The organism is Phycisphaeraceae bacterium (genome assembly GCA_019636795.1).
Taxonomy (GTDB): domain Bacteria; phylum Planctomycetota; class Phycisphaerae; order Phycisphaerales; family UBA1924; genus JAHBWW01.
Genome location: JAHBWW010000005.1, coordinates 233408 through 255442, shown reverse-complemented (window position 1 = coordinate 255442; position 22035 = coordinate 233408). Strand labels below are relative to the sequence as shown.

Annotated in this window: 16 protein-coding genes; 11 read left to right on the top strand and 5 right to left on the bottom strand. The window is 62.0% G+C overall.

Translation table 11 applies throughout. The features are described from left to right. Positions 1–61: 61 nt before the first annotated feature. Positions 62–2593 carry a matrixin family metalloprotease gene (locus tag KF757_11960; protein MBX3323696.1) on the bottom strand — a complete coding sequence of 844 codons (2532 nt, stop codon included), beginning with the start codon at positions 2591–2593 and terminating at the stop codon, positions 62–64. A 266-nt stretch (positions 2594–2859) separates the two neighbouring features. On the opposite strand from KF757_11960, the gene KF757_11955 reads away from it, so the two are divergent. From KF757_11955 to lipB, 6 genes are all read left to right on the top strand, one after another. Then, positions 2860–5007, top strand: a complete 2148-nt coding sequence (locus KF757_11955; GenBank protein MBX3323695.1) for an excinuclease ABC subunit UvrB — start codon at positions 2860–2862, stop codon at positions 5005–5007. A gap of 58 nt (positions 5008–5065) precedes the next feature. Beyond that, positions 5066–5272 (top strand): hypothetical protein, encoded by a 207-nt coding sequence (locus KF757_11950; GenBank protein MBX3323694.1) that lies wholly within the window; start codon positions 5066–5068, stop codon positions 5270–5272. A 251-nt stretch (positions 5273–5523) separates the two neighbouring features. Next, positions 5524–8589: an excinuclease ABC subunit UvrA gene (gene uvrA / locus KF757_11945; GenBank protein ID MBX3323693.1), complete on the top strand. Its 3066-nt coding sequence runs from the start codon at positions 5524–5526 to the stop codon at positions 8587–8589. Positions 8590–8791: 202 nt separating this feature from the next. Then, a complete protein-coding gene (locus KF757_11940; GenBank protein ID MBX3323692.1) occupies positions 8792–9292 on the top strand; it encodes a hypothetical protein in 501 nt (166 codons plus the stop codon). Positions 9293–9446: 154 nt separating this feature from the next. After that, positions 9447–10016, top strand: coding sequence for an NAD(P)H-dependent oxidoreductase (locus KF757_11935; GenBank protein MBX3323691.1), 570 nt, complete (start codon positions 9447–9449; stop codon positions 10014–10016). A gap of 9 nt (positions 10017–10025) precedes the next feature. Beyond that, positions 10026–10730, top strand: a complete 705-nt coding sequence (lipB, locus tag KF757_11930; GenBank protein MBX3323690.1) for a lipoyl(octanoyl) transferase LipB — start codon at positions 10026–10028, stop codon at positions 10728–10730. Here lipB and KF757_11925 read toward each other — a convergent pair. Beyond that, positions 10721–11377 carry an OmpH family outer membrane protein gene (locus KF757_11925; protein MBX3323689.1) on the bottom strand — a complete coding sequence of 219 codons (657 nt, stop codon included), beginning with the start codon at positions 11375–11377 and terminating at the stop codon, positions 10721–10723. The genes lipB and KF757_11925 overlap by 10 nt on opposite strands. Positions 11378–11459: 82 nt before the next feature. On the opposite strand from KF757_11925, the gene KF757_11920 reads away from it, so the two are divergent. Then, positions 11460–12596, top strand: a complete 1137-nt coding sequence (locus KF757_11920; protein ID MBX3323688.1) for an aminopeptidase — start codon at positions 11460–11462, stop codon at positions 12594–12596. Positions 12597–12629: 33 nt separating this feature from the next. On the opposite strand, the gene KF757_11915 is transcribed toward KF757_11920, so the two are convergent. Genes KF757_11915 through ribF form a run of 3 tightly spaced genes read right to left on the bottom strand, consistent with a single transcriptional unit; the run spans position 12630 to position 15426 of the window. Beyond that, a complete protein-coding gene (locus tag KF757_11915; protein MBX3323687.1) occupies positions 12630–13427 on the bottom strand; it encodes a hypothetical protein in 798 nt (265 codons plus the stop codon). Next, positions 13424–14473, bottom strand: a complete 1050-nt coding sequence (locus KF757_11910) for a DHH family phosphoesterase (protein ID MBX3323686.1) — start codon at positions 14471–14473, stop codon at positions 13424–13426. Before KF757_11910 ends, KF757_11915 begins: the two co-directional genes overlap by 4 nt. Next, positions 14470–15426, bottom strand: a complete 957-nt coding sequence (gene ribF / locus KF757_11905) for a riboflavin biosynthesis protein RibF (GenBank protein MBX3323685.1) — start codon at positions 15424–15426, stop codon at positions 14470–14472. The genes KF757_11910 and ribF overlap by 4 nt, the downstream gene beginning before the upstream one ends. A gap of 108 nt (positions 15427–15534) precedes the next feature. On the opposite strand from ribF, the gene KF757_11900 reads away from it, so the two are divergent. The 4 genes from KF757_11900 (at position 15535) to KF757_11885 (ending at position 22021) form a co-directional block, all read left to right on the top strand. Continuing rightward, complete coding sequence (locus KF757_11900; GenBank protein MBX3323684.1) at positions 15535–18612, top strand: proline dehydrogenase family protein; 3078 nt, start codon at positions 15535–15537, stop codon at positions 18610–18612. Between the two features lie 32 nt (positions 18613–18644). Next, the gene (gene fahA / locus KF757_11895) at positions 18645–20057 is read left to right on the top strand and encodes a fumarylacetoacetase (protein ID MBX3323683.1); all 1413 of its coding nucleotides are present in this window, start codon (positions 18645–18647) and stop codon (positions 20055–20057) included. A 178-nt stretch (positions 20058–20235) separates the two neighbouring features. Beyond that, positions 20236–21114, top strand: coding sequence for a PilZ domain-containing protein (locus KF757_11890; protein MBX3323682.1), 879 nt, complete (start codon positions 20236–20238; stop codon positions 21112–21114). Between the two features lie 28 nt (positions 21115–21142). Beyond that, positions 21143–22021, top strand: a complete 879-nt coding sequence (locus tag KF757_11885) for a PilZ domain-containing protein (GenBank protein ID MBX3323681.1) — start codon at positions 21143–21145, stop codon at positions 22019–22021. Positions 22022–22035: the final 14 nt, after the last annotated feature.

Here is a 22035-nt window from a genome sequence, read left to right as displayed (position 1 = left end):
GCGCATGAAAAAGCCCCCACGAAGGGGGCTTGAAGGTCGATTGATCTGAAGTTTCAAAACATCACGGACAACCGGCTGCGAAGATGCCCAGGAAGATCTGCACGTCGAAGAAGTCGAACTTCTGATCGCCATTGAGATCGGCAGCGGGCTGCTGGGCCGTGAACGCACCCAGGAAAGCCTGAACGTCGAAGAAGTCAACTTCGCCATCACCATTGAAATCTGCCGGGCAGTCATCCTGCTCGCAGGTGGTTGCAGCCAGACTGATGCCGTCGACTCCCGCTTCGACGACCGATCCGCCGCCATTGTCGCAAGCGATGAAGCGAACGCGGAACTGGTTGGTCGATGCGACAAAGTCAGCGACACGGAAGGACTTGTAGAACCAGCCTCCACCAGATTCAGACGTTGCGGGGCCGACGATTTCGAGAGTGGTCCATGTGGAGCCGTTGTTGCTGGAGACTTCGACGGTCATGGTGTCCTGATTGGGGTTGGCGCCGAAGTTGTTGGAGAACCAGCGCCAGTATGAGAGCACTGCTTCGGGGTTGGATGCGTCGAGAACGGGGCTGGTCAGGACTGTGCATCCGTTGTCAATATCGCTGTCCCCTGCGCGATTTGCGGTGAGCCAGCACGCGCCTGAACCATCTGCATCAGTTGGTGGATCGCCGCGGGTGCCGCCTCCGACGGGTACGCCGCGCTCCCAAGCGCCGTCCGTGACCGAGCCGCTGACAGTCCAGCCGGGGTTGGTTTCGCCGTTGTCATTGAAGACGAGGTCGACGACGCCGACGAAGAGACCGAGCGGATTCGTGGCCCCGTTGTCGGGAGCAGTCACAACGAACCCGCCAGAACCAGTCGCCTGGACATAGAACTCGGGCTGATCGTCGCAGTTGAACGCGGGAAGTTGCGCGAGGTATGCCCCGCCACCAAGATCGGTCAGGTTTGTCGCCTGATACGAACCGCCATTGACGCGCGTGAAGAGTTGCGCCGAGGCGACCGTCTGCGAGACGCTGGTGATCTGAACATCGAATGATGCACTCACGCCAGGGGCAACGAGGTCCGGCGTGCCGTTGGGAATAGTGAGCAGCAACGGGGGCGCGGGCAAGAGATTGATCGAGATGTCATAGAGCTGGATGCTGTTGGTGTTGTCGCCCGCGACGCGAACGTAGTAGGTTCCTGGTGTGGAGACGAGAACTGTTGCTGTTTCGGAACCTCCCGCGGGATTGTCGTTGACGTTCGCAAGCACCGTGGTTCCGTCGGAAGCGATGATCTGAAGGCTGAGGTTGTGGATATTGTTGTAGTTGGTCAAAGTGCCGGTATTGCAGGCCTGGGTCTGCGTGCCCTGCTGGTATTCACCGCCGCGGGGCGTGATGAGCACGAAGAGTTGCGCCGGCACATTGGCCTGCACCGCGAAGTAGTCGATATCGGAGTTGTCGTCGATGCTGATGTTCTGAATAAGCGTGCCAAACGCAGGCGGGGTGCCGATGTTCGTGGCGGTTGCGATGGTGTCGTTGTGCTCGTACGGGTCGCCGTAGTGGCGCTGGCCATTGAGAATGTCGTCAATCTGAGGCCCGACGTATGCGGTGCTGACAAACGGCTCCATGAGTTTGGTGCCATTGGCGGGGCAGACGTGAAGCATGCCCAGGCCGTGACCGTGCTCGTGAGAGATGACATTGCGAAGGCGAAGCGAGTTGCTGCCGGTGTTGTTGTAAAAGGTGTCAAAGGCGTCAAAGACCATGTCGCCGTCTTGCGGGAAGTTGTTGTAGGCAAGAACACCGCCATTGCCGTCGTTCTGAAAATCGAAGGCACCGATGCGGACATCGCCGCGAACGCCTTGAACACCGGCATTCTGATTCATGTTGACGCCGTCGTCATTGGGTTCGTAGACATACGAGAGGCCGGTGAGTTGTGCCCAGCGGTCAAAGACGCCGTGAAAGTGAGGGAGCCAGACCGATGAGTTCCCGTAGATTCCGTTGAGCCATGCATTGAGAGTGTTGGGCCCGCTGCCGACCCCGACGCCGATGTTTGGAATAAACGTGCCGTCAGGAGGGAACGAGTAGGAAATGATGGTGGGTGTGCCCTGCGAGAGTCCGCCCCCGCTGTATGCGGTGCTGGTCCAGCGACCGGTCTGCTGAAAGCGGGCATTGTCGCCAAAGAGTGCGAGGCTGAATGCCCAGGCTTCTTCTTCTGTGACACTGCCCGGCTCGAAGCAGAGGGCCATTGGAGGCATGCCATCGATGGCCCGGCGGACGGAACTGGCGAGCATGAATCGACGGCCGACCGGCATGCCCTCATAACCAGCTTGACTGATGTACCCTCGCACGTGCTCGTAGCGGACATCGGCAGGCTCGGCGTCATCGGGCAGACGCTCACAAACAGCTGAGGGCGATGCCGTCAGGATCGCCGCCTGATGGTCGCGTGGCAACATTGAGAACAGCTGACGCTCGAGTTCTGCGGTCAGAAGATCAGTGAACTGATCAGCCTCGTGCTCGCAGGCAATCGTGCAGGCGGGCGCGGGTTCGAGCAGTTGCGCGCACGCTATTGGAGCAGCCAACCCTGCATACAGGGCGACCGCCGGGAACAAAGACGTCCGATAATGCATAAGACTTCCCCTTCAAGCGATGAAACGAGACAGATTCCGCCCACTGACCAGATCCCCCTCGGATCGTGCGTCGGTAGAAACGGAATCGACAGAATCCCTCAACAAGCGCGCTTGATGCGTGCTCCCCTGCCACACATTCGAAACTATCGGGCTGGCGGATCCGCGACAACCCGAAGAACGTGAGTGATGGGCAGAACCTGACTACCGTAGACACGATGGAGCCCGCGACGCACAGTTTGTACCGCTTGGAGAGCCCGTTTCGCCCGATGGGGGATCAACCCGAGGCGATTGCTCGGATCGTGCAACGTGTGCGCTCGGGAGCGCAGGCTTCGTGTCTGCTTGGCGCGACGGGCACAGGCAAGACCTTCACGATGGCGAACGTGATTGCGGAGCTTGGCAAGCCGGCGTTGATCGTCAGTCACAACAAGACGTTGGCAGCGCAGTTGTTTGAGGAGTTGCGGGCGTTCTTTCCGCACAACAGCGTCAACTATTTCGTAAGTTACTACGACTTCTACCAGCCCGAGGCCTACATCGCGGCGCGCGACATCTATATCGAAAAGGACTCGAGCCGCAACGATGATCTTGACCAACTTCGCCTTGCTGCCACGAGCAACCTGCTGAGTCGGCGCGACACGATTGTGGTGGCGAGTGTCTCGTGCATTTTCGGCCTCGGTTCGCCGCTGGCGTACTCACAGAAAGTCATGACGATCACGCGAGGATCGGCGATTGATCGCCGCGAGTTCTTTCTGTCACTCAGCGCGATGCAGTATCAGCGCTCCGAGATCGAATGGAAGCGCGGGCAGTTTCGCGTGCGGGGCGACACGGTCGATGTGTGGCCTGCATACGAAAAGTTCGCGATCCGCCTCGAGCTCTTTGGTGACGAGATCGAAAAGATCGAACTCATCAACCCCGTTTCGGGCGAGTTGCTGGCTGAAGAAAAGCAGGTTTTCCTCTTTCCGGCGGTGCATTATGTGATGCCCGAGGACCAGTTGGGAGCCGCGATTGAGGGCATTCGCGCTGAGCTCGATCAACGTGTGATGGAGCTTCGCAGCCAGGGCAAGTTGCTCGAAGCTCAACGGCTGCTGGCGCGTACGAAGTACGACCTCGAGATGATTCAGGAGATGGGATTCTGCTCGGGGATCGAGAATTACAGTCGATACATGGATGGACGCGAGGCGGGCGAGAGGCCATACACGCTGATGGACTACTTCGACTTTGCGCCGCCAGCATCCGCGCCGATGGTCGGCGCTCCGGTGATCGAGGGCGGAGATATCGTCCGGCCGGGTGCGTCGCTCGATCTGCGTCGAAACTACAAGGACTGGCTGCTGATCATCGACGAATCGCACGTTACGCTGCCGCAGGTACGTGCGATGTACAACGGCGATCGGGCGCGCAAAGTGGTGCTCATCGAGCATGGGTTTCGGCTGCCTTCGGCGCTGGACAATCGGCCGCTGCGATTCGAGGAGTTTGAGTCGATTGTGCCTCAGGTGTTGTATGTCAGCGCGACGCCTGGCCCGTACGAACTGGAGCGCGTGGGGGGTGAGATCGCCGAGCAGGTGATCCGTCCGACGGGGCTCATTGATCCACGCGTGGAAATTCACCCTGCACGCGGGCAAGTTGCGGATCTGCTGTCGCGGTGTCGCGAGCGGGCCCAGCGCGGCGAGCGCGTCCTGGTGACGGCACTGACGAAACGGTTGTGCGAAGATCTGACGAACTATCTCGACAAGAACGGCGTGCGCGTGCGGTATCTGCACTCGGAGATCGAGACGCTCGAACGGGTTGAGATTCTGACGGACCTGCGCGAAGGCGAGTTTGATGTGCTCGTGGGTGTAAACCTGCTGCGCGAGGGGCTCGACCTGCCGGAGGTTTCGCTGGTGTGTGTGCTTGATGCCGACAAGGAAGGGTTTCTGCGCAGCGCGACGAGTCTGATCCAGCAAATGGGACGAGCAGCACGCAACGTCAACTCGATGGTGGTGATGTATGCCGACAATATGACCCCCGCGATGCGGGCTGCGATCGAGGAAACCGAACGCCGGCGTGCGAAGCAGATCGCCTACAACGAGCAGCACGGGATTACACCCAGGACAATCGAGAAATCGATCCGCCGCGGTATCGAAGCAGAACTGAAGGCTCGCAAGACTGCGCGGGCGGCTGTCGATTCGGACGAGCCTTTGCTCGAAGCGTCGATCCTGCTTGCAGAACTGGAAGCCGAGATGCTCGAAGCGGCCGAATCGCTCGAGTTCGAAAAGGCGGCGTCGCTGCGCGATCAGACCGGGATCGTGCGAGAGTTGATCGGACAGGCGCAGGCTGAGGAAGGCTCGCTCATGCTGCGTCGATCGCAGGTGGTCGAGTCGCTCAAGCGTGTCTCGCAGGGTGGAAAGCGACCGAGGCGTCCGAAGAAGAGGCCGCATTGAGCGGACTCGTTCTGGAGGAGGCAATGCTCGCGAGGCAGGAAAGGGGCTAATCTTGAGCATGACCACTGCACCACCTCAGGAATCCGGGGGCTTCTTGCGACGCCTGGGGTACTACGCGCTTGGCATCGCGGTCGGGCTGATGCTACTGGGGATGTTCCAGGCGAAGAAGCAGATGGCGTTGCGGGCGCAGGAGGCTGAGTCGCGACAGATCGAACAGCGCGAGGATTCGACCGGGTCTACGCCTTCGGTCGAGCAAGGCCCCTGAAGACCACCCCGACAATGCCAAGAATGAGAGCCGGCGCAGCTAGCAAAATGATCGCGATCAGGCTGCGGTATGCGATTGAAAGATATCGCGCAGCGTGCTGACTAACGACTATTGGCTCGAAGAATTGAGAGTGCCCGGGCATTGTGAAACTCCTTGGCTAGTGTTTGCTAGCTGGGATTGTGTTGCATTTGGTTTCACCCACTCGCCCTCCCCGACCAACGACCTACCCTCAGCGTCGAGGAGATCCGTGCATGACCACGCGAACCACTTCGCGAACCAAGCGACAAGCAACCCAAGCCATGATTGAACCCAAACCGGTTGAACCCATGCCCGCACCCGCGCTGGTGCCCACCCAGAGCGAGCGGTTCATTCATGTGCGCGGCGCACGCGAGCACAACCTGGCCAACATCGACGTGACGATCCCGCGCGATCGGCTGGTGGTCATCACTGGGCTCTCGGGATCAGGCAAGAGCTCGCTGGCGTTCGACACGATCTTCGCTGAGGGGCAGAGGAAGTACATGGAGTCGCTGTCGGCCTACGCGCGGCAGTTTCTCGATCAGCTCAAGAAGCCCGATGTCGATGAGGTCGAGGGCATCCCCCCCACCATCGCCATCGAGCAGCGTTCGAGTGCGCACAACCCGCGATCGACCGTCGCGACGACGACGGAGATCTATGACTATCTGCGGTTGCTATTCGCACGCTGCGGCGTGCCACGCAGTTGGGCGGTGACCAAGACAAAGAAGGACGGGACAGTTGTCGAGCGTTCGGGGCGGCTCATCGAAGCGACGAGCGCTTCGCAGATCGTGGACGCGGTGATGCGCCTGGCTGAAGGGACGCGACTGATGGTGCTTGCGCCCGTCGTGCGCGGGCGCAAGGGATTGCATCGCGATGTGCTCGAAGACCTGTTCAAGCAGGGGTGGACGCGTGCGCGAGTCAACGGAGACATCGTGGACCTGCGCGAAGTGCTCAAAAACGAGAACGAGAACCCGCTGAATCTGCATCGGCACAAGAAACACGATGTTGATGCAGTTGTGGATCGCATCACGATCAAGGCCGATGCACGCCAGCGGCTGGCCGAGTCGATTGAAGCAGCGATCAAGCTGGCTGCGGGCACTGTTGTGATCGCGACCGAAGCCGCCGCCGAGAGTGAAAAAAACGGGTGGACAGACCAGACCTATTCAACGAACTTTGCAGACCCGGATCATCCGGAGATATCGCTCGATGAACTCAGCCCGCGGCTGTTCAGTTTCAACAGCCCGTTCGGCGCATGCCCGACCTGTCACGGACTTGGTTCGATTCTGGAGTTTGATGAAGATCTCGTGGTCCCGGATATGGACAAGGGGCTGCTTTCGGGAGCGATCGCGCCGTGGAAGAAGAATGGCCCGGGCGGGATGATCTACCCCCGCGCGCTCAAGCGCTTCTGCCGGGCGCACGGCGTGCATGGCTCGACACCGATCGGGCAGCTCGAACCCGCAACCTACGAAGTGCTGATGCGCGGCGGCAAGGGCTGGGACGGCGTGATGCCGATGCTCGATGCGTGGTTCCACAAGACAGAATCGACGTGGGTGAAGGAGCATCTGCACCAGTTTCAGGCTGAGCATGTCTGCCCTGAGTGCAACGGTGACCGGCTCAAGATCGAGGCGCTGCATGTGCTGGTTCGGTCGAAGCATGGTGCGGATACGAGCCGTGCTCTGAGCGCGAGTGTGATCGGCAGGCCGAAGCACGACGGACATGAACTGAATATCGCGGAACTGAGCCGACTGAACATCGATGATGCCATTGCGTTCATTGATGGGCTTGAACTCTCGACAGAGCAAATGGTGATCGCGGAACCGATCGTGCGCGAAGTCGGCAATCGTCTGCGGTTTCTGACGAGTGTCGGGCTCGAGTACCTGTCGTTGGATCGGCGCACGGCGACGCTCTCGGGCGGCGAGGCCCAGCGGATCCGGCTGGCGACGCAGGTCGGCAGCGGGCTGGTCGGCGCGTGCTACGTGCTTGACGAGCCGACGATCGGGCTGCACCAGCGCGACAATGACCGCCTGATCCGCACGCTGCGTCACTTGACCGACATCGGCAACACGGTGCTGGTGGTCGAGCACGACGAGGACATGATCCGCGCGGCCGACTGGGTGCTGGACATCGGCCCGGGGCCAGGTGTGCATGGCGGGCGCGTGGTGGCGCAGGGAAGCGTGTCAGATGTGTGCGCGACGCCGGGCAGCATCACCGGCGACTATCTGAGCGGCCGGCGCCACATCGCGGTGCCCGCGCAGCGGCGAACGCTGAGTGAGAAAAAGGCCGTCGTCATCAAGGGCGCGCGCCACAACAACCTCAAGGGCATCGATGTCGCGTTTCCGCTGGGCGGGATCGTGTGCGTGACCGGCGTGTCGGGCTCGGGCAAGTCCACGCTCGTCAATGACATTCTGCTCGCGGGCGTGCGACAGAGCCTGCTGGGCGGCTCGCACAAGCCGGGGGCGCACAGTCGCATCACGGGCCTGGCGCAGGTCGATCGCGTGATCGAGGTCGATCAATCGCCGATCGGCCGCACGCCGCGCTCGAACCCCGCGACCTACACCGGCATCTTCGACGAGATCCGCAAGGTCTTCAGCCAGACCAAAGAGTCTAAGATCCGCGCCTATCAGCCGGGGCGGTTCAGTTTCAACGTGGCGGCCAAGAGCGGCGGCGGGCGATGCGAAGCCTGCCAGGGGCAGGGGCTCAAGAAGATCGAGATGCACTTTCTGCCCGATGTGTACGTCGAGTGCGAAGTCTGCCGCGGCAAGCGCTACAACCGCGAGACGCTCGACGTGCTCTACCGCGGCAAGTCGATCGCGGACGTGCTGGCGATGACGGTCGAAACCGCGTGCGAGTTCTTCGAGAACCATCCGAAGATCCTGCGCTTCACGCAGTGTCTGCGCGACGTGGGGCTCGAGTACATCACGCTCGGACAGCCTTCGACGCAACTCTCCGGCGGCGAGGCTCAGCGTGTCAAGCTCGCGACCGAACTGGGCAAGGGCACACGCCACGACGGCACGCCCGGCGTCGAGCACACGCTCTACATTCTCGACGAGCCGACCACGGGGCTGCACTTCGAGGACATCCGCAAGCTGCTGGAAGTGTTTGGACGACTCGCCTCAGCGGGCAACACGCTGGTGGTGATCGAGCACAATCTCGATGTCATCAAGTGTGCGGACTGGATTGTCGATCTCGGCCCCGAGGGCGGGGACAAGGGCGGCACCGTGATCGCGACGGGAACTCCCGAAACGGTCGCGCGCACGCGCGGCAGCTACACCGGGCAGTATCTCAAGGCAATGTTGCGCTGAGGCGCGCGACCTCAACCCCGGCCCTCTGCTCGAACGACCATTGCCACAGCGCCTTGTCGAGCCGGCGCATGTCCATCCCGGCGCGGTGCGACACATCGCGGCAGTGTGTACACATGCGGCTGCTCGCTGCCGACCCGGGAGCGAGCTCGACCTCACCGCACTGAGCATCGCTGCTGCGGCGCGCGGCTTATCATTGCGGCTCATGCACAACGCCATCAGCAACCGGCTCGAACGCATCCGACGCGGCGACGACCCGCAAGTGCTCGCGCGCCTGACCAGCGGCTGGGCGATCCTCGCTAACGCCCAGCCGCTCGCCCTGCGCGGCTGCTGCATGCTCATCCCCGACCCCGTCGTGCCCGCACTCAACGATCTGGCGCCCGCGGCGCGGGCCGCGTTCCTGACGGATCTGGCGCTCGTCGGCGATGCGGTGCTCGCGGCGACCGGGGCCGAACGCATCAACTATCTGATTCTGTGCAACCAGGTGCCGCAGCTGCACGGCCACGTCGTGCCGCGCTTCGCCGCTGAAGAATCGCTCAAGCGCAGGCTCGGCCCGTTCGAGGCCTACGACTTTGCGGGAGCCCCCCAGGCCGATGCGCGCGGTGCCGACCGCGCCCTGTTCGAATTGCTGCGCGCCGCGCTCGAGCGCGCGCTCGCGCAGGCCGCACCTCTCGTCGATCGCCAGCACAACCCGGCGCAAGCATGATCGGCGCGCGGCGTGTGCGGCGCACGCGCGACATTGGCGCCCCGCGCCCGCGGATCACGCCCCCTCGCCGCAGCCAGCGCGCCCGGCCCGCCGTAGCGGAATACTGTTGCAACAGACACGCCTGACCCCCGCACTCTCACCCAAGGAGCACGCCATGGGACATATCCTCGCTTTTGCGGGCAGCAACCGCAAGGACTCGTTCAACCGCAAACTGCTCGCAGTCGCCGCCGCCGGAGCCGAGAAGGCCGGAGCGAAGGTCACGCTCGTACACCTGGCCGACTACCCGATGCCGATGTTCGATGAAGATGCCGAAGCCGAAGAAGGGTTGCCCAAGCCCGCACAGGCGTTTCGCGACCTGATGCACGCGGCCGACGGCTTCCTTATCGCCAGCCCCGAATACAACAGTTCGTTCAGCCCGCTGCTCAAGAACGTCATCGACTGGGCCTCGCGGCCGAGAGTCGGCGAAGCGCCGCTGGCATGTTTCAAGGGCAAGGTCGCCGGGCTGCTCGCCGCGTCGCCCGGTTACTTCGGCGGCTACCGCGGACTGCAGCAGGTGCGCTACGTGCTGGGCAACATCGGCACCATCGTCCTGCCCGATATGTTCAGCCTGCCCCAGGCCCACGAAGCTTTCAACGCCGACGGCTCCATGAAAGACGACAAGAAAGCCGCCGCAGCAGCAGCGATCGGCGCGGGCCTGGCCCAGTTCCTGGCGCAGAAGCGATAGACTTCGGACGTGACCACATCGTCAGACCTGCTGCCCTTGCGCGTGATCGAGTGTGGCCGCGTCGAATACCAGCGCGGTCTGACGCTCCAGCGCCAGCACCACGCGGCCGTGCTCGCAGCCCGAGCCAGCGCAGCACCCGAGATCGGTCGCCTGCTGCTCGTCGAGCACGACCCCGTCGTCACCGTCACGCGGCGGCCCGGCGCGGCCGAGCATGTGCTGCTCGCGCCCGAACTGCTCGCAGCCCGAGGCATCGCGGTCGCTCAGACAGACCGGGGCGGGGACGTGACCTTCCACGGCCCGGGGCAGATCGTGGCGTATCCGATCGTGGACCTCAACGCCATCGGCCTGCGCCTGCACGAGTACATGCGCACGCTCGAAGAGGCCGTCATCGCGACACTGCGCGGCTTTGGGATCGAAACCGGCCGCGAAGCCTCAGCAACCGGTGTCTGGACCAAGGCGACCGGCGAGCGCGACGCGGCCAAGATCTGCGCCATGGGCGTACGCGTGCAGCGATGGATCACGCTCCACGGCCTGGCGCTCAACGTGACGACCAACCTCGATGACTTCGCCGTCATCGTGCCGTGCGGTCTCGCGGGCAGGCCTGTGACCAGCATGGCATCCGAACTCGGTGCGCACTGTCCACCGATCGACGCCGTGCGAACGGCACTGGCGTCCGAACTCGTCGCGGCACTGTCGCCCAAGGCTCAGGGCTGATCGGGCTGGCCGACGTTCCCCTCCGCAGCCCCCGGCTCGCTCTGGCCCGGAGCCTGACTCACCGGAATCGCAAGACGCTCGCGAACCTTGTCAGTCAGATCGTCCGCCGCCGGGAACAGGATCGCCGGACGCGCCAGCAACCCCTGGATCACCGCGGGCAGAGAGTCCGTGTCCTCGATGGCTGCACCATCGCGCGACGCCAGCACATGCGTGTATCCGGCCGCAAGCGCGACCGCCGTCGCGGCCTCGTGGATCCTGGCGTAGACCTCGGCGGCCTGCTGACCGCTGAGCGCCTGAAACTCGGCCGATCGACGCTGCGCCGCATCGCGGTAGTTCGCCTGCCGCTGCTGAAGATCAGAATACAACCTCTGCCCGCGCGCCTGGTCGGCAGGAGTCAGCATGCGCAGCTCAGCGTCGATGCGACGCATCTCGTCTTCCATCTCCGCGAGCTCGGCCACCGAAGTATTGCGGTTGGCATCGCGCGGCTCGGCATACTGCGGCGTCTGCAGCATGTCCTGGAGCAACTCGACAACATCGACCGTCGCGATCTTCGTCGTCTCGGCACGTCCCTTGCCCGCTCCGGCCAGTAGCCCGACACCCAGAGCCGCAGCCACCACCGTCACCACCGCCAAACGCGATGCATTCATCTCAGACTCCGATCTAAAAAAGAGGATGCGTTCACCCGCGAGAGTGTAGCGGGGTATCCTCTGTTTCGACTGGAGGCCCACTATGCGCGATCAACGCCTTGACCGACTCGCAGACGTCCTCGTGCGCTATTCGACACGTGTCAAGCCCGGCGACCTTGTCTGCATCGCCTCGGACCCGATCGGCTACCCGCTTGTCGAAGCCGTCTACGAGAAGGTTCTGGCCGCAGGAGCCAACCCGTACTGGCACGTCCGCTGCGAATCACTCATCGAAACGCTGCTGCTCAATGGCACCGAAGAACAGCTGCGCTACCTCTCGCCGCTCGACAACGCCCGCGTCGAAAATATTGATGTCCAGATCGGCTTCTGGGCCGAAACCAACACCAAGGCGCTCGGGCAGATCGACCCTGCCCGCATCGCCATGCGGCGTCAAGGCCTTCAGCCGTACAACAAGCGATTCCTCGATCGCGCAGCCAGGGGCGAACTCCGGTGGGTTGGAACCATGTACCCCACCGCTTCTTCGGCCCAGGACGCCGAAATGAGCCTTGCCCAGTATGAACAGTTTGTCTTCGCTGCCGGTCTACTGCATCTTCCAGACCCGGTCAAGGCGTGGGAAGAAATCCACCATCGGCAGGAGCGCGTGCGCGAGTACCTTCAGGGCAAGAAGGACATCCACTTCCGCGTTCCGCCAACAGCCGACCACGACGGCACTGACCTGCACGTCAATGTCGAAGGCTCGACATGGATCAACTGCGCAGGACGCGAGAACTTCCCCGATGGCGAAGTCTTCACCGGACCAAAAAACGCCGAAGGGCACGTCAACTACACGTTCCCGGCTGTGTACAACGGCCGCGAGGTTGAAGGCGTGCGACTGGTCTTCAAGGAAGGCCGCGTTGTGGATGCGTTCGCCAAGAAAAACGAAGAGTTCCTCATCGCCATGCTCGATCAGGACGCCGGCGCACGCGTCATGGGCGAGATCGCCATCGGCACGAACTATTCGATCAAGGAATTTTCACGCAACACGCTCTTTGATGAAAAGATCGGGGGCACTTTCCACGCAGCTTGCGGTGCGGGATACCCCGAGAGCGGCAACTCCAACGAGAGCGCCCTGCACTGGGACATGGTCTGCGATCTGCGCAGCGGCGGGACTATCTCGGCCGATGGCGAAGTCTTCCACCGCAACGGCCGCTTCACACGCGAAGGTTGGCCGGGCAATGCCTGAAATGGCCCAAGCCACAGCACATGCTGGCGGTGCTCACGCCTTCTTCATGATGAACAGATAGTTGAACCCTCGCAGGAAGAAGTTTTCCTCTTCCGCAGCCTTGTGCCAGTTGCCGCGCGAGAGTTTGGCGTTCTGACGCACGACGGTAATGATGTCCACCGGCTCGAAGCGCTTGCGCAGCCGGGTGAACAGTTCAAACCCGATCGGCATGAAGACTCGCTTGACCTTGGTCTTGCGAAAGGAATCGCTGACATAGAGCGCCATGTAACGCTTGGGCCTCAGGACGCGATGAATCTGACCGATGACGGCCTCCATCGCCTCGTAGTACGCCTCACCAGCATCATCACCACTCGCGTCGAGCTTGCCGATGCAGCGTGGGTCGTCGGAATACTTCACATGGGTCGAATATGGCGGATCGATGAACACAAAATCCACGCTTCGGCCTTCCATTGGTAGCTGACGCGCATCCGCCTGACCAATATCGCCGCGCGAAGGCGCGAGATCGAACCCGATGCCCTTGCGCTCAAGATCTCGCGCAACGTCAAGAGTTGTCCCGCTCCCGCACATAGGGTCGAGAACGGTGTCGCCCGCTCGGGTGTACCGCTGAAGCAATTGCCAGACCACCCAGCTCGGTGTCGCGCCGACATAGTCGCGATCGCCTTGCATCGTGCCCGATTTCTCACTGTCGTAGTGCTGACTCGGGTACTCCCACAGCGTGGTCGTGTTCAGTCGCATCGGTGGCTTTTTGGGGCGCTGCTTGCGCGCAGGCTCGGGTGGCATGTTCTTGACCGCCTTGGCGATGCGTCGTTCGATGTCGGACTTAGGCTTCATGACATGACCTCGATGAGTTTCGCCTTAGCCTGGGCTAGTGATAGATTGGTCCGTGCGCCAGCCGCCTGCGCGTGACCCCCGCCACCGAATGCTCGACTCACCACATTCACATCAATCATGCCCGGCCCACCCTTGCTGCGCATGCTGATCTTGGTCAGTGGCTCGCCCGTGCTGCGCTGCTCAGTGAGCAATGCCGAGACTCGCACGCTCTCGACACAGCGCGGCAGATCGACGATCCCGCCGACATCCTGCGGTGCAGCACCAGTTTCCTCAAAGTCCTTCTGCGTGAGAGTCATAATCGCTGCCGCACCGCCCAAGGCGAACTCCAGCGAAGTCAGCGCTCGCGCCATGAGCCCCAGCCGAGCCGCGCGGTCGCGCTGCTCGATGTTCTGGAACAGCTGCTCATGTTGTACACCGGCCTCGACCAGATCTCCCGCGAGTCGAAAGACCGCAGGCGAAACATTCGAATGTCGAAACCAGCCCGTATCAGTCGCAAGACCGAGATACAAAGGCTCGGCAATCGACTCATTCAGCCGCGCCGGGCTTGCGACGTTCAAGAGCCTCGTGCACACTCCCGCGACCGGCTCACACGCCGCAGCAGCGCCGGTGTCGATATAACGCATGGCCGCGACATCCGCATCCCCGGCAAGATGGTGATCGATCACGATCACATCCCCTTCGAACGCGCGCACCCAGTCCGCCAGCCGATCCAGTTGCGTCCATGAGCCAGTGTCAACGATCACCACGAGATCCGGCTCGTGAGGCGGCAGTTGATCTCCGCCATCGAGCGACCGCATGCGTGTCTGACGTTGCACAGAGCCGAACCAGATCGGCATCGGCCCCGTGTACCAAGCCTCGGCCGGACTCGCTACCGAACTGGCCGACGTGTGCCGGCTTGCAGCAATCGCCCGCACAAGCGCCAGCGACGAACCGATCGCATCGCCATCGGGTTTGGTATGTGTGAGAACAGCCGTGTTAGGCGATCGCGCGATCCGGGCTGCGATGTCGTCGAGCGTGCAGTTGGTTGACCAGGTCTGGCGTGTCACGCAATCGCTCCCAAAGGGCTGTTCACAATGCGGCGCACGCACTCCACGTCGCGCCGAATCTGATCCGTCAGGGCATCAAGCCCGGCGAATCGCACCTGATCGCGCATCCACGCAACCAGATCGAGTTCGAGTCCCCAACCATACTCCGGCTGACCGGGCACAGGTTGCCATCCCTCACCGCGCATCGTCGGCATGTCGATCAGGTGCGCCTCGACAGTTCTTCGCAAACAATCAACCGTCGGCCGCGTCCCCACGTTAACCGCTGCCGGGCACAACGCACCATGCGAAAGATGTGCAATCGCGGCATACACCCCGTCGGCAGGGAGCATGTTCTGCGTTTGAAGATTGGCTGTTGGAAAACCGATCGTGCGCCCACGCCGATCGCCACGCACCACGACTCCGCAGAGTCGATACGGACGCCCAAGCACCGCACGCGCATCGATCACTCTTCCGTGTGCGATCAGCCACCGTGCAATAGTGCTCGACGCCCGCACAACCGTGTGATCCACCAACGTCACATCGACGGGCGGCACAACAACGAGATCAAAGCCCAACACCTTGCCAGCTGCCCGCAAGAACGCCACATCGCCAAGCCTCCCGCGCCCGAATCGAAAATCAGGCCCCTCCACCACCACCGCCGGGCTGAATTGATCCACCAGGGCATCGACAAAAGCGTGCGGACTCATCGACAGCAACTGCCTCGTTGGCTCAAGCCTGACAACTTCATCAGCGCCAGCAGCACGCAAAAGTGCCGCCCGCTCATCGAGCGTGGTCATTGCAGCCGGCACCTCGCGACCGTCAATCAGCGATGCCGGGTGAGGATGGAACGCAACCACCACCACCCGGCCTTCCGGCCCCACACGATCCCGCGCAGCCCGCAGCAGCGACACGTGCCCGACGTGCACGCCATCGAAGTTTCCGATCGAAACCGCCACTGGGCCTTGGCTCGCCATGCACCGACGGTAGCCGCTGCAAGCGCGAGCGGCGCGAACGGGAGTCTCCGCGACGCCCGGACTATGATCGCCCGGCCGATGCCCAACCCGGCCCCACAGGACACATCCATGGCCATTTTTGCCCGAAAGAACAAGCCCGCCACCACCGCCACGCCCACGCCGCCCCCCTCCCAGGACGGCTCAGACGAACAGCGCATCCTCTCCCTCGGCCGAGACATGCTCGACCGCGCCGCCAAGCACCGCGCAGGGCTGCTCAGCGCCAAGTTCTATCAGGACAAACTCATGGATTGGTCCATGAAGGACCACGCATTCAAGGTCCAACTTTTCCGCTTCGTCGATGCTTTCCCCGTCCTGAACACGCCCGACATGGTCCACGACCACCTCGTCGACTACCTCACCCAACCCGGCGTCAAGACCCCCCCCGGCATGGACCTCGCCCTCAAAGCTGGCGGCGTCGCAAAAGGCATTGCCGCAAAGACCATCTCAAGTCAGATCAAAGGCATGGCCTCCAACTTCATCGCCGGTATCGACGCCAAAAGCGCACTCCCCGGTCTGCGAGATCTCTGGAAGGATGGCATCGCTTTCTCTGTCGATCTTCTCGGCGAAGCCTGCGTTTCCGATGCCGAAGCCGACGCATATCTCGAAAAGTATCGCGATCTGATTGTCAACCTTCCGAGCCATGTCGCACAATGGCCCGCGAACAACACCCTCGAAACCGACCACCTCGGCCCAATCCCGCGCACCAACGTCTCGATCAAGGTCTCCAGCCTCTCCGCACGCCTCGACCCGATCGATCACGATGGTTCAATTACCGATCTCATGGCCCGACTTGTGCCGCTGCTCGAAGCAGCCCGCGATCGCGGCGTCTTCGTCAATTTCGACATGGAACAATTCGCCGTCAAAGATCTCACACTCGACCTGTTCATGCGATGCTGCGAGAAAGTCGATTTCCACGCGGGCATCGCCATGCAGGCCTACCTCAAGTCCGGACCCGCCGACGCCAAACGCATCAGCGACTGGGCACGCCGCACCGGTCGCATCGTCACTGTCCGCCTGGTCAAGGGCGCCTATTGGGACTACGAAACCATTCACGCCGAACAGCAAGGCTGGCCATGCCCGGTCTGGAATGAAAAGTGGGAAACTGATCGCTCTTTCGAGGACATGACCGAAACTTTCCTCGACGCTTGCCCACGCAATGACTCCCCCACGCCCGCATCCCCACTCACTCGGCTCGATCCCGGTCGCGGAGGCATCAAACTCGCGCTCGGATCGCACAACGTCCGCTCCATCGCAAAAGCCCTCGCAGGGCTCGAACGCCGCAACCTCCCCAAGAACGCGCTCGAGCTTCAGATGCTCCACGGCATGGCCGACCAGCTCAAGCACGCCGCCAAAGAAATGGGCCTGCGCGTGCGCGAGTACGTCCCCGTCGGCGAGATGATCCCCGGCATGGCGTATCTCGTCCGCCGTCTGCTCGAGAACACATCCAACGAATCCTGGCTCAAGGCCGGATTCCTCGACAACGCCTCCCCTGAGCGACTCCTCGCCGCCCCCGCTGCACCAGCCGGTTCGACACGCAAGGAAGACCTCTACAAACTCGCGCCCGAACGCCACGCTCTCACACCGAGCGCCAATGGTGTTGGCAACGGCCGCCCGTTCTTCTCCGAACCGATGCGCGACTTCTCGCACAGCGATGTCCGCAACACCTTCGCCAAAGCCACGACCGCTGCTGCTGTGCCTCAGATCGCCAACGACACCAGCGTTGATGCCGCGATGAAGATGCTCGACGCCGCGCACCGCGCATTCCCCGCGTGGCGAGACTTCAGCCCGCTCGGGCGTGCCGACGTGCTCGTTCGCGTTGCAGCCGCGATGCGTACTCGCCGCGATGAACTCTCGGGCGTCATCATCAAGGAATCGGGCAAGCCCTGGCGCGAAGCCGACGCCGATGTCTGCGAAGCCATCGATTTCTGCGAGTATTACGCGCGCCTCGCCGTGCCGATGTTCCAGCGCACGCGCCTCGGGCGATTCATCGGCGAACTCGACGAACTCTGGTATCAGCCTCGTGGCGTGACCGTTGTCATCAGCCCATGGAACTTCCCCCTCGCGATCTGCGCCGGCATGGTCACCGCCGCCCTCGTCACCGGCAACACCGTCATCATCAAGCCCGCAGAGCAGACTCCCGGCATTGCAAAAATCTTCTTCGACATGCTCGCAACTGCCCTGCGCGATGTCGGGGCACCGGCCAACGTAGCTTGCTTCTGCCCCGCGCCCGGCGAAACCACCGGGGCCGCGCTCGTCCGCGACCCGCGCGTCGCCATCATCGCCTTCACCGGTTCCAAAGCCGTCGGGCTGAACATTCTCGAAGCTGCCGGCCGCACACCAGAAGGTCAGGAACACGTCAAGAAAGTTGTCTGCGAAATGGGCGGCAAAAACGCCATCATCATCGACTCCTCAGCCGATCTCGATGAAGCCGTACTCGGCGTTCGCTACTCGGCGTTCGGTTTTCAGGGGCAGAAATGCTCCGCATGTTCGCGTTGTATCGTCGTTGATCCCCAAGGACCGCAAGGGCCGCACATCACGACCTTCGTCCGCAGACTTGTCGAAGCTGCTCGCGCGCTGGTCGTGACCGACCCTCAGAACCCTGGTGCCGACATGGGCCCTGTCATCGACGACGAAGCCGCAGCCAAAATCCGCCGCGCCATCTCCGATGCGCAGGCTCAGGGCTGCACGCTCGCCCTCGGCGACGCAGACTTCCCGCTCCAGCACGCCACTGACTCCGGACGAGGCACAAAGCCGCGAAACTACATCTGCCCACACATCTTCACCGGCGTCACCACCGACCATCACATCTACTGGGACGAAATCTTCGGCCCCGTCCTGGCCGTCATTCACGCTCGCGACTTCGATCACGCCCTCGAACTCGCAAACAATCACACCTACAAACTCACCGGCGGCGTCTTCACACGCAAACCCATGCACATCGAACGCGCCAAGCAGCACTTCCGCGTCGGCAACCTCTATATCAATCGAGGCTGCACCGGCGCCCTCGTCGGTCGTCAACCCTTCGGCGGATTCGGGCTTTCGGGCGTCGGTTCCAAAGCCGGTGGCCCCGACTATCTCGCACAGTTCGTCGAACCTCGCGCTTCATGCGAGAACACCATGCGCCGCGGCTTTGCGCCCGAACTCTGAACCTCTCTTCCGCCAACACCCAGGAGCCGACCATGCACTACCCAATCGACGAAACGCACGACCCTTCCCTCGAATCCTGGGTCGAAAGCGCAAACTCCCCCGATGCCGAGTTTCCAATCCAGAACCTCCCGCTTGGCTTGGCCGCACTCCCCCTCGATGAAGACGACGAAATCTGGCTCGAACAAGTTGTCGTGCCCATTGGTGATCGACTGCTCAACATCAGCGGATGTGTTCAAACTGGCCTCCTCGGGCGCGACGGCCCGTACGCCGAGGACTTCCACACATACATCGGCGAAGCCGGGCGACTCAACGCGCTCGGTGACCCCGACGTCACGCCGGGCTTTCGCGCCGAACTTCGTCGCGCCATCAGCGCCCTACTCCGCAAGGACAACCCGCTCCTGCGCGACAATGCCGAACTGCGCGAACTTCTCTTCCTCGATCCGCAGGCGGTAGCCCTGATCCCTCCGATGGATACCTACGACTACACCGATTTCTACGCCTCTGTCTTCCACGCTACCAACGTCGGCTCAATGTTCCGCCCCGACAATCCTCTGCTGCCCAACTACAAGTGGCTCCCTGTCGGATATCACGGCCGGGCCTCATCTATCGTGCTCTCAGGCGCCGAAATCCGCCGCCCTATGGGTCAGCAGACTCCCGCCGATGACTCTTCCCCGCCATCCTTTGGTCCGTCACGCATGCTCGACTACGAACTCGAACTCGGGATCGTCATGGGCAGCGGCAATCCGCTCGGCGATCCCATCGATCTCGATGACGCCGAATCACACGTCCTGGGCATCTGTCTCCTCAACGACTGGTCCGCACGCGATATTCAAAAGTGGGAGTATCAGCCCCTCGGCCCATTTCTCGCAAAAAACTTCGCCACCACCATCAGCCCCTACATCGTCACGATGGAAGCACTCGCACCATTTCGCTGCCCGGCCATGAAACGCAGCCCCGGCGAGCCGCACCCACTTGCGCACCTCGACAGCCCCCACAACCGCGATCACGGCGGACTCGACATCACACTCGAAGTCTTCATCTCAACCCCCGCAATGCGAGAGAAGGGAATCTCGCCCGCTCGCCTCAGCCGCGGCACATTCCGCGACATGTACTGGACCATCGCCCAACTCGTCACACATCACGCATCCAACGGTTGCAATCTCCAGCCCGGCGACATTCTCGGCTCGGGGACCATCTCCGGCCCGACACGCGAATCACGCGGATGCATGCTCGAACTCACATGGGACGGCGATCCATTCGCTGCGCCCCCCAAAGTCGTGCCCGGTACACAACGAACGCCCATCACACTCCCGACCGGCGAGAAACGCACATTCCTGCAGGACGGCGACGAAATCATCCTCAAGGGCTATTGCGAGCGATCCGGATTCAGGCGAATAAGCCTCGGCGAAGCTCGTGGCATCATTCTGCCTTCACACGCAGTCTGATAATTATCAAGGTACGTCCTTCAAAATTTACGCTCACGTCCAATATCCAAATACAAATTTCCCCCAACCAACCCAACCGTACGGCTACCGGTGACGCGCACCCGCTGCTTATGCATATGCCGTCATCACTGCCCGATCATCTATTGGACGGGCGTTCGCCGCACACGGGGGAAGCGGAATGGATATCAAGGACACGCTTCGCATCGACGCTGCGACATATCAGCGCATTGTCGATGAACTCTCATCTCAGCCGCCTGGCGGCTTTGACATCGATCGTCGCAAGTCCGAACGCTTCGTGTTCTTCTCCGGAGCGCCCTCAGTCGCGATCATCAACTATCGCAGTCGCAGCCAGCGCATCGCCGTCGCCGTCAGACCCGTCGATGTCTCCGAGCAAGGCATCGCATTCCTCCACGGCGGATTCGTCTATCGCGGCACCCCAACCATCCTCCTCATTCGGGATCGTAACGGAACAACTCACAAGATCATGGGCAAGGTCGCATGCTCACGACTCATTTTCGGGCGAGTTCACGCCATCGGCCTCCACCTCGATGCCCCGATCAATGCGTCACTCTTCGCTCGATCGGCAAGCGACGGCGACAGCGAGTCCGCAGTCTCCCTCGCTGACAAAAGTTGGACCGACCTCCTCAACATCACCGACGACGAAATCGAGGACGTCTTCTGTGAACTCGAAGAACGCGAAAGCCACTCCACCGGAATTCGACGGCGCACCGCCGACCGCGCCGCCTATCGAGAAGGTGCCATCATCGTCACAATCCACCCCGAAGACCGCCAGCAGCGCCACCGTTACCGCGTCATTCCCACCAACATCTCCGAAACCGGCATCGGCTTCCTCCACGGCGCGTTTCTCTACCCCGGCACGCATTGCAACGTCCACTTGACCAAGATCAATGGCCAGACCGAGATCGTCCGGGGCACCATCGCACGCTGCGAGTTCGTGCAACGCAAAGTTCACGAAGTCGGAGTCCGCTTCACCAAATCCATCGTCGTTGACGACTACCTCGCTCCCCGCAAGTTGGACTCCAGCGATGCCGCCTGATACGCCAATCTCTGCGAGGAAATAAACCATGGACTGCAAAGATCTCCTCCGCATCGATGACGCAACTTACCGACGCATTCTCGCTGAGATTCACTCCCGCAGTTCGTGCGGCACCCACAGCGGCAAACGCATGGCCGAACGCTTCGGGCTCGCCGTCGAAAAACCCTTCATCGCCGTCTTCAACTACATGAAACGTGCGAACCGCGAAGCCTTTGTCGTACGTCCATTCGATGTCTCCGCCTCGGGGATGGGTTTCCTCCACGGACGCATGGAGTACACCAGCACCCCCGTCCTTGTGCTCGCCCGCGATCTCGAAGGAATCATGCACAAGATCGAAGGAAAGGTCGCACACACTCGCCTCGTTGCCGGCCGCATTCATGCAGTTGGCATCACAATTTCCCAAAGCATCAACCCGCTCCAGTTTGCTCAGGACTCCACCACATCCCATCGCGACCGCCTCCAGTCGTCCTGGCAGATGAAATGGACCGATCTCCTCCAGATCTCCACCGAAGAAGTCGACGAGATCATCGCCGACATTCACCTCGGCGATGACCCCCGCCGCAAATGCCGACGCAAGGATATTGATCGCGTCGAGTTCCGCGAGGGTGCCGTGCTCATCGTCACGCATCCCGACGAACCCGACCGACGCCATCGCTATCGCGTCATTCCCATGAACCTCTCCGAAACCGGCTTCGGCTTTCTCCACGGCATGTTCCTCCACCCGGGAACTCCCTGCGACATGATGCTCATGACACTCTCCGGATCGCTCGAAGTCATCCGAGGCAAGGTCGTCCGCTGCGAACACGTACGGGGGAAAGTCCATCAGGTCGGGCTCCAGTTTACCAGAACCATCGACCTCACCTCCTTCATCGCAAGCGGATCGTCCTCTCACGATGCCGCTGCCTGAACAGTCCAAATCCG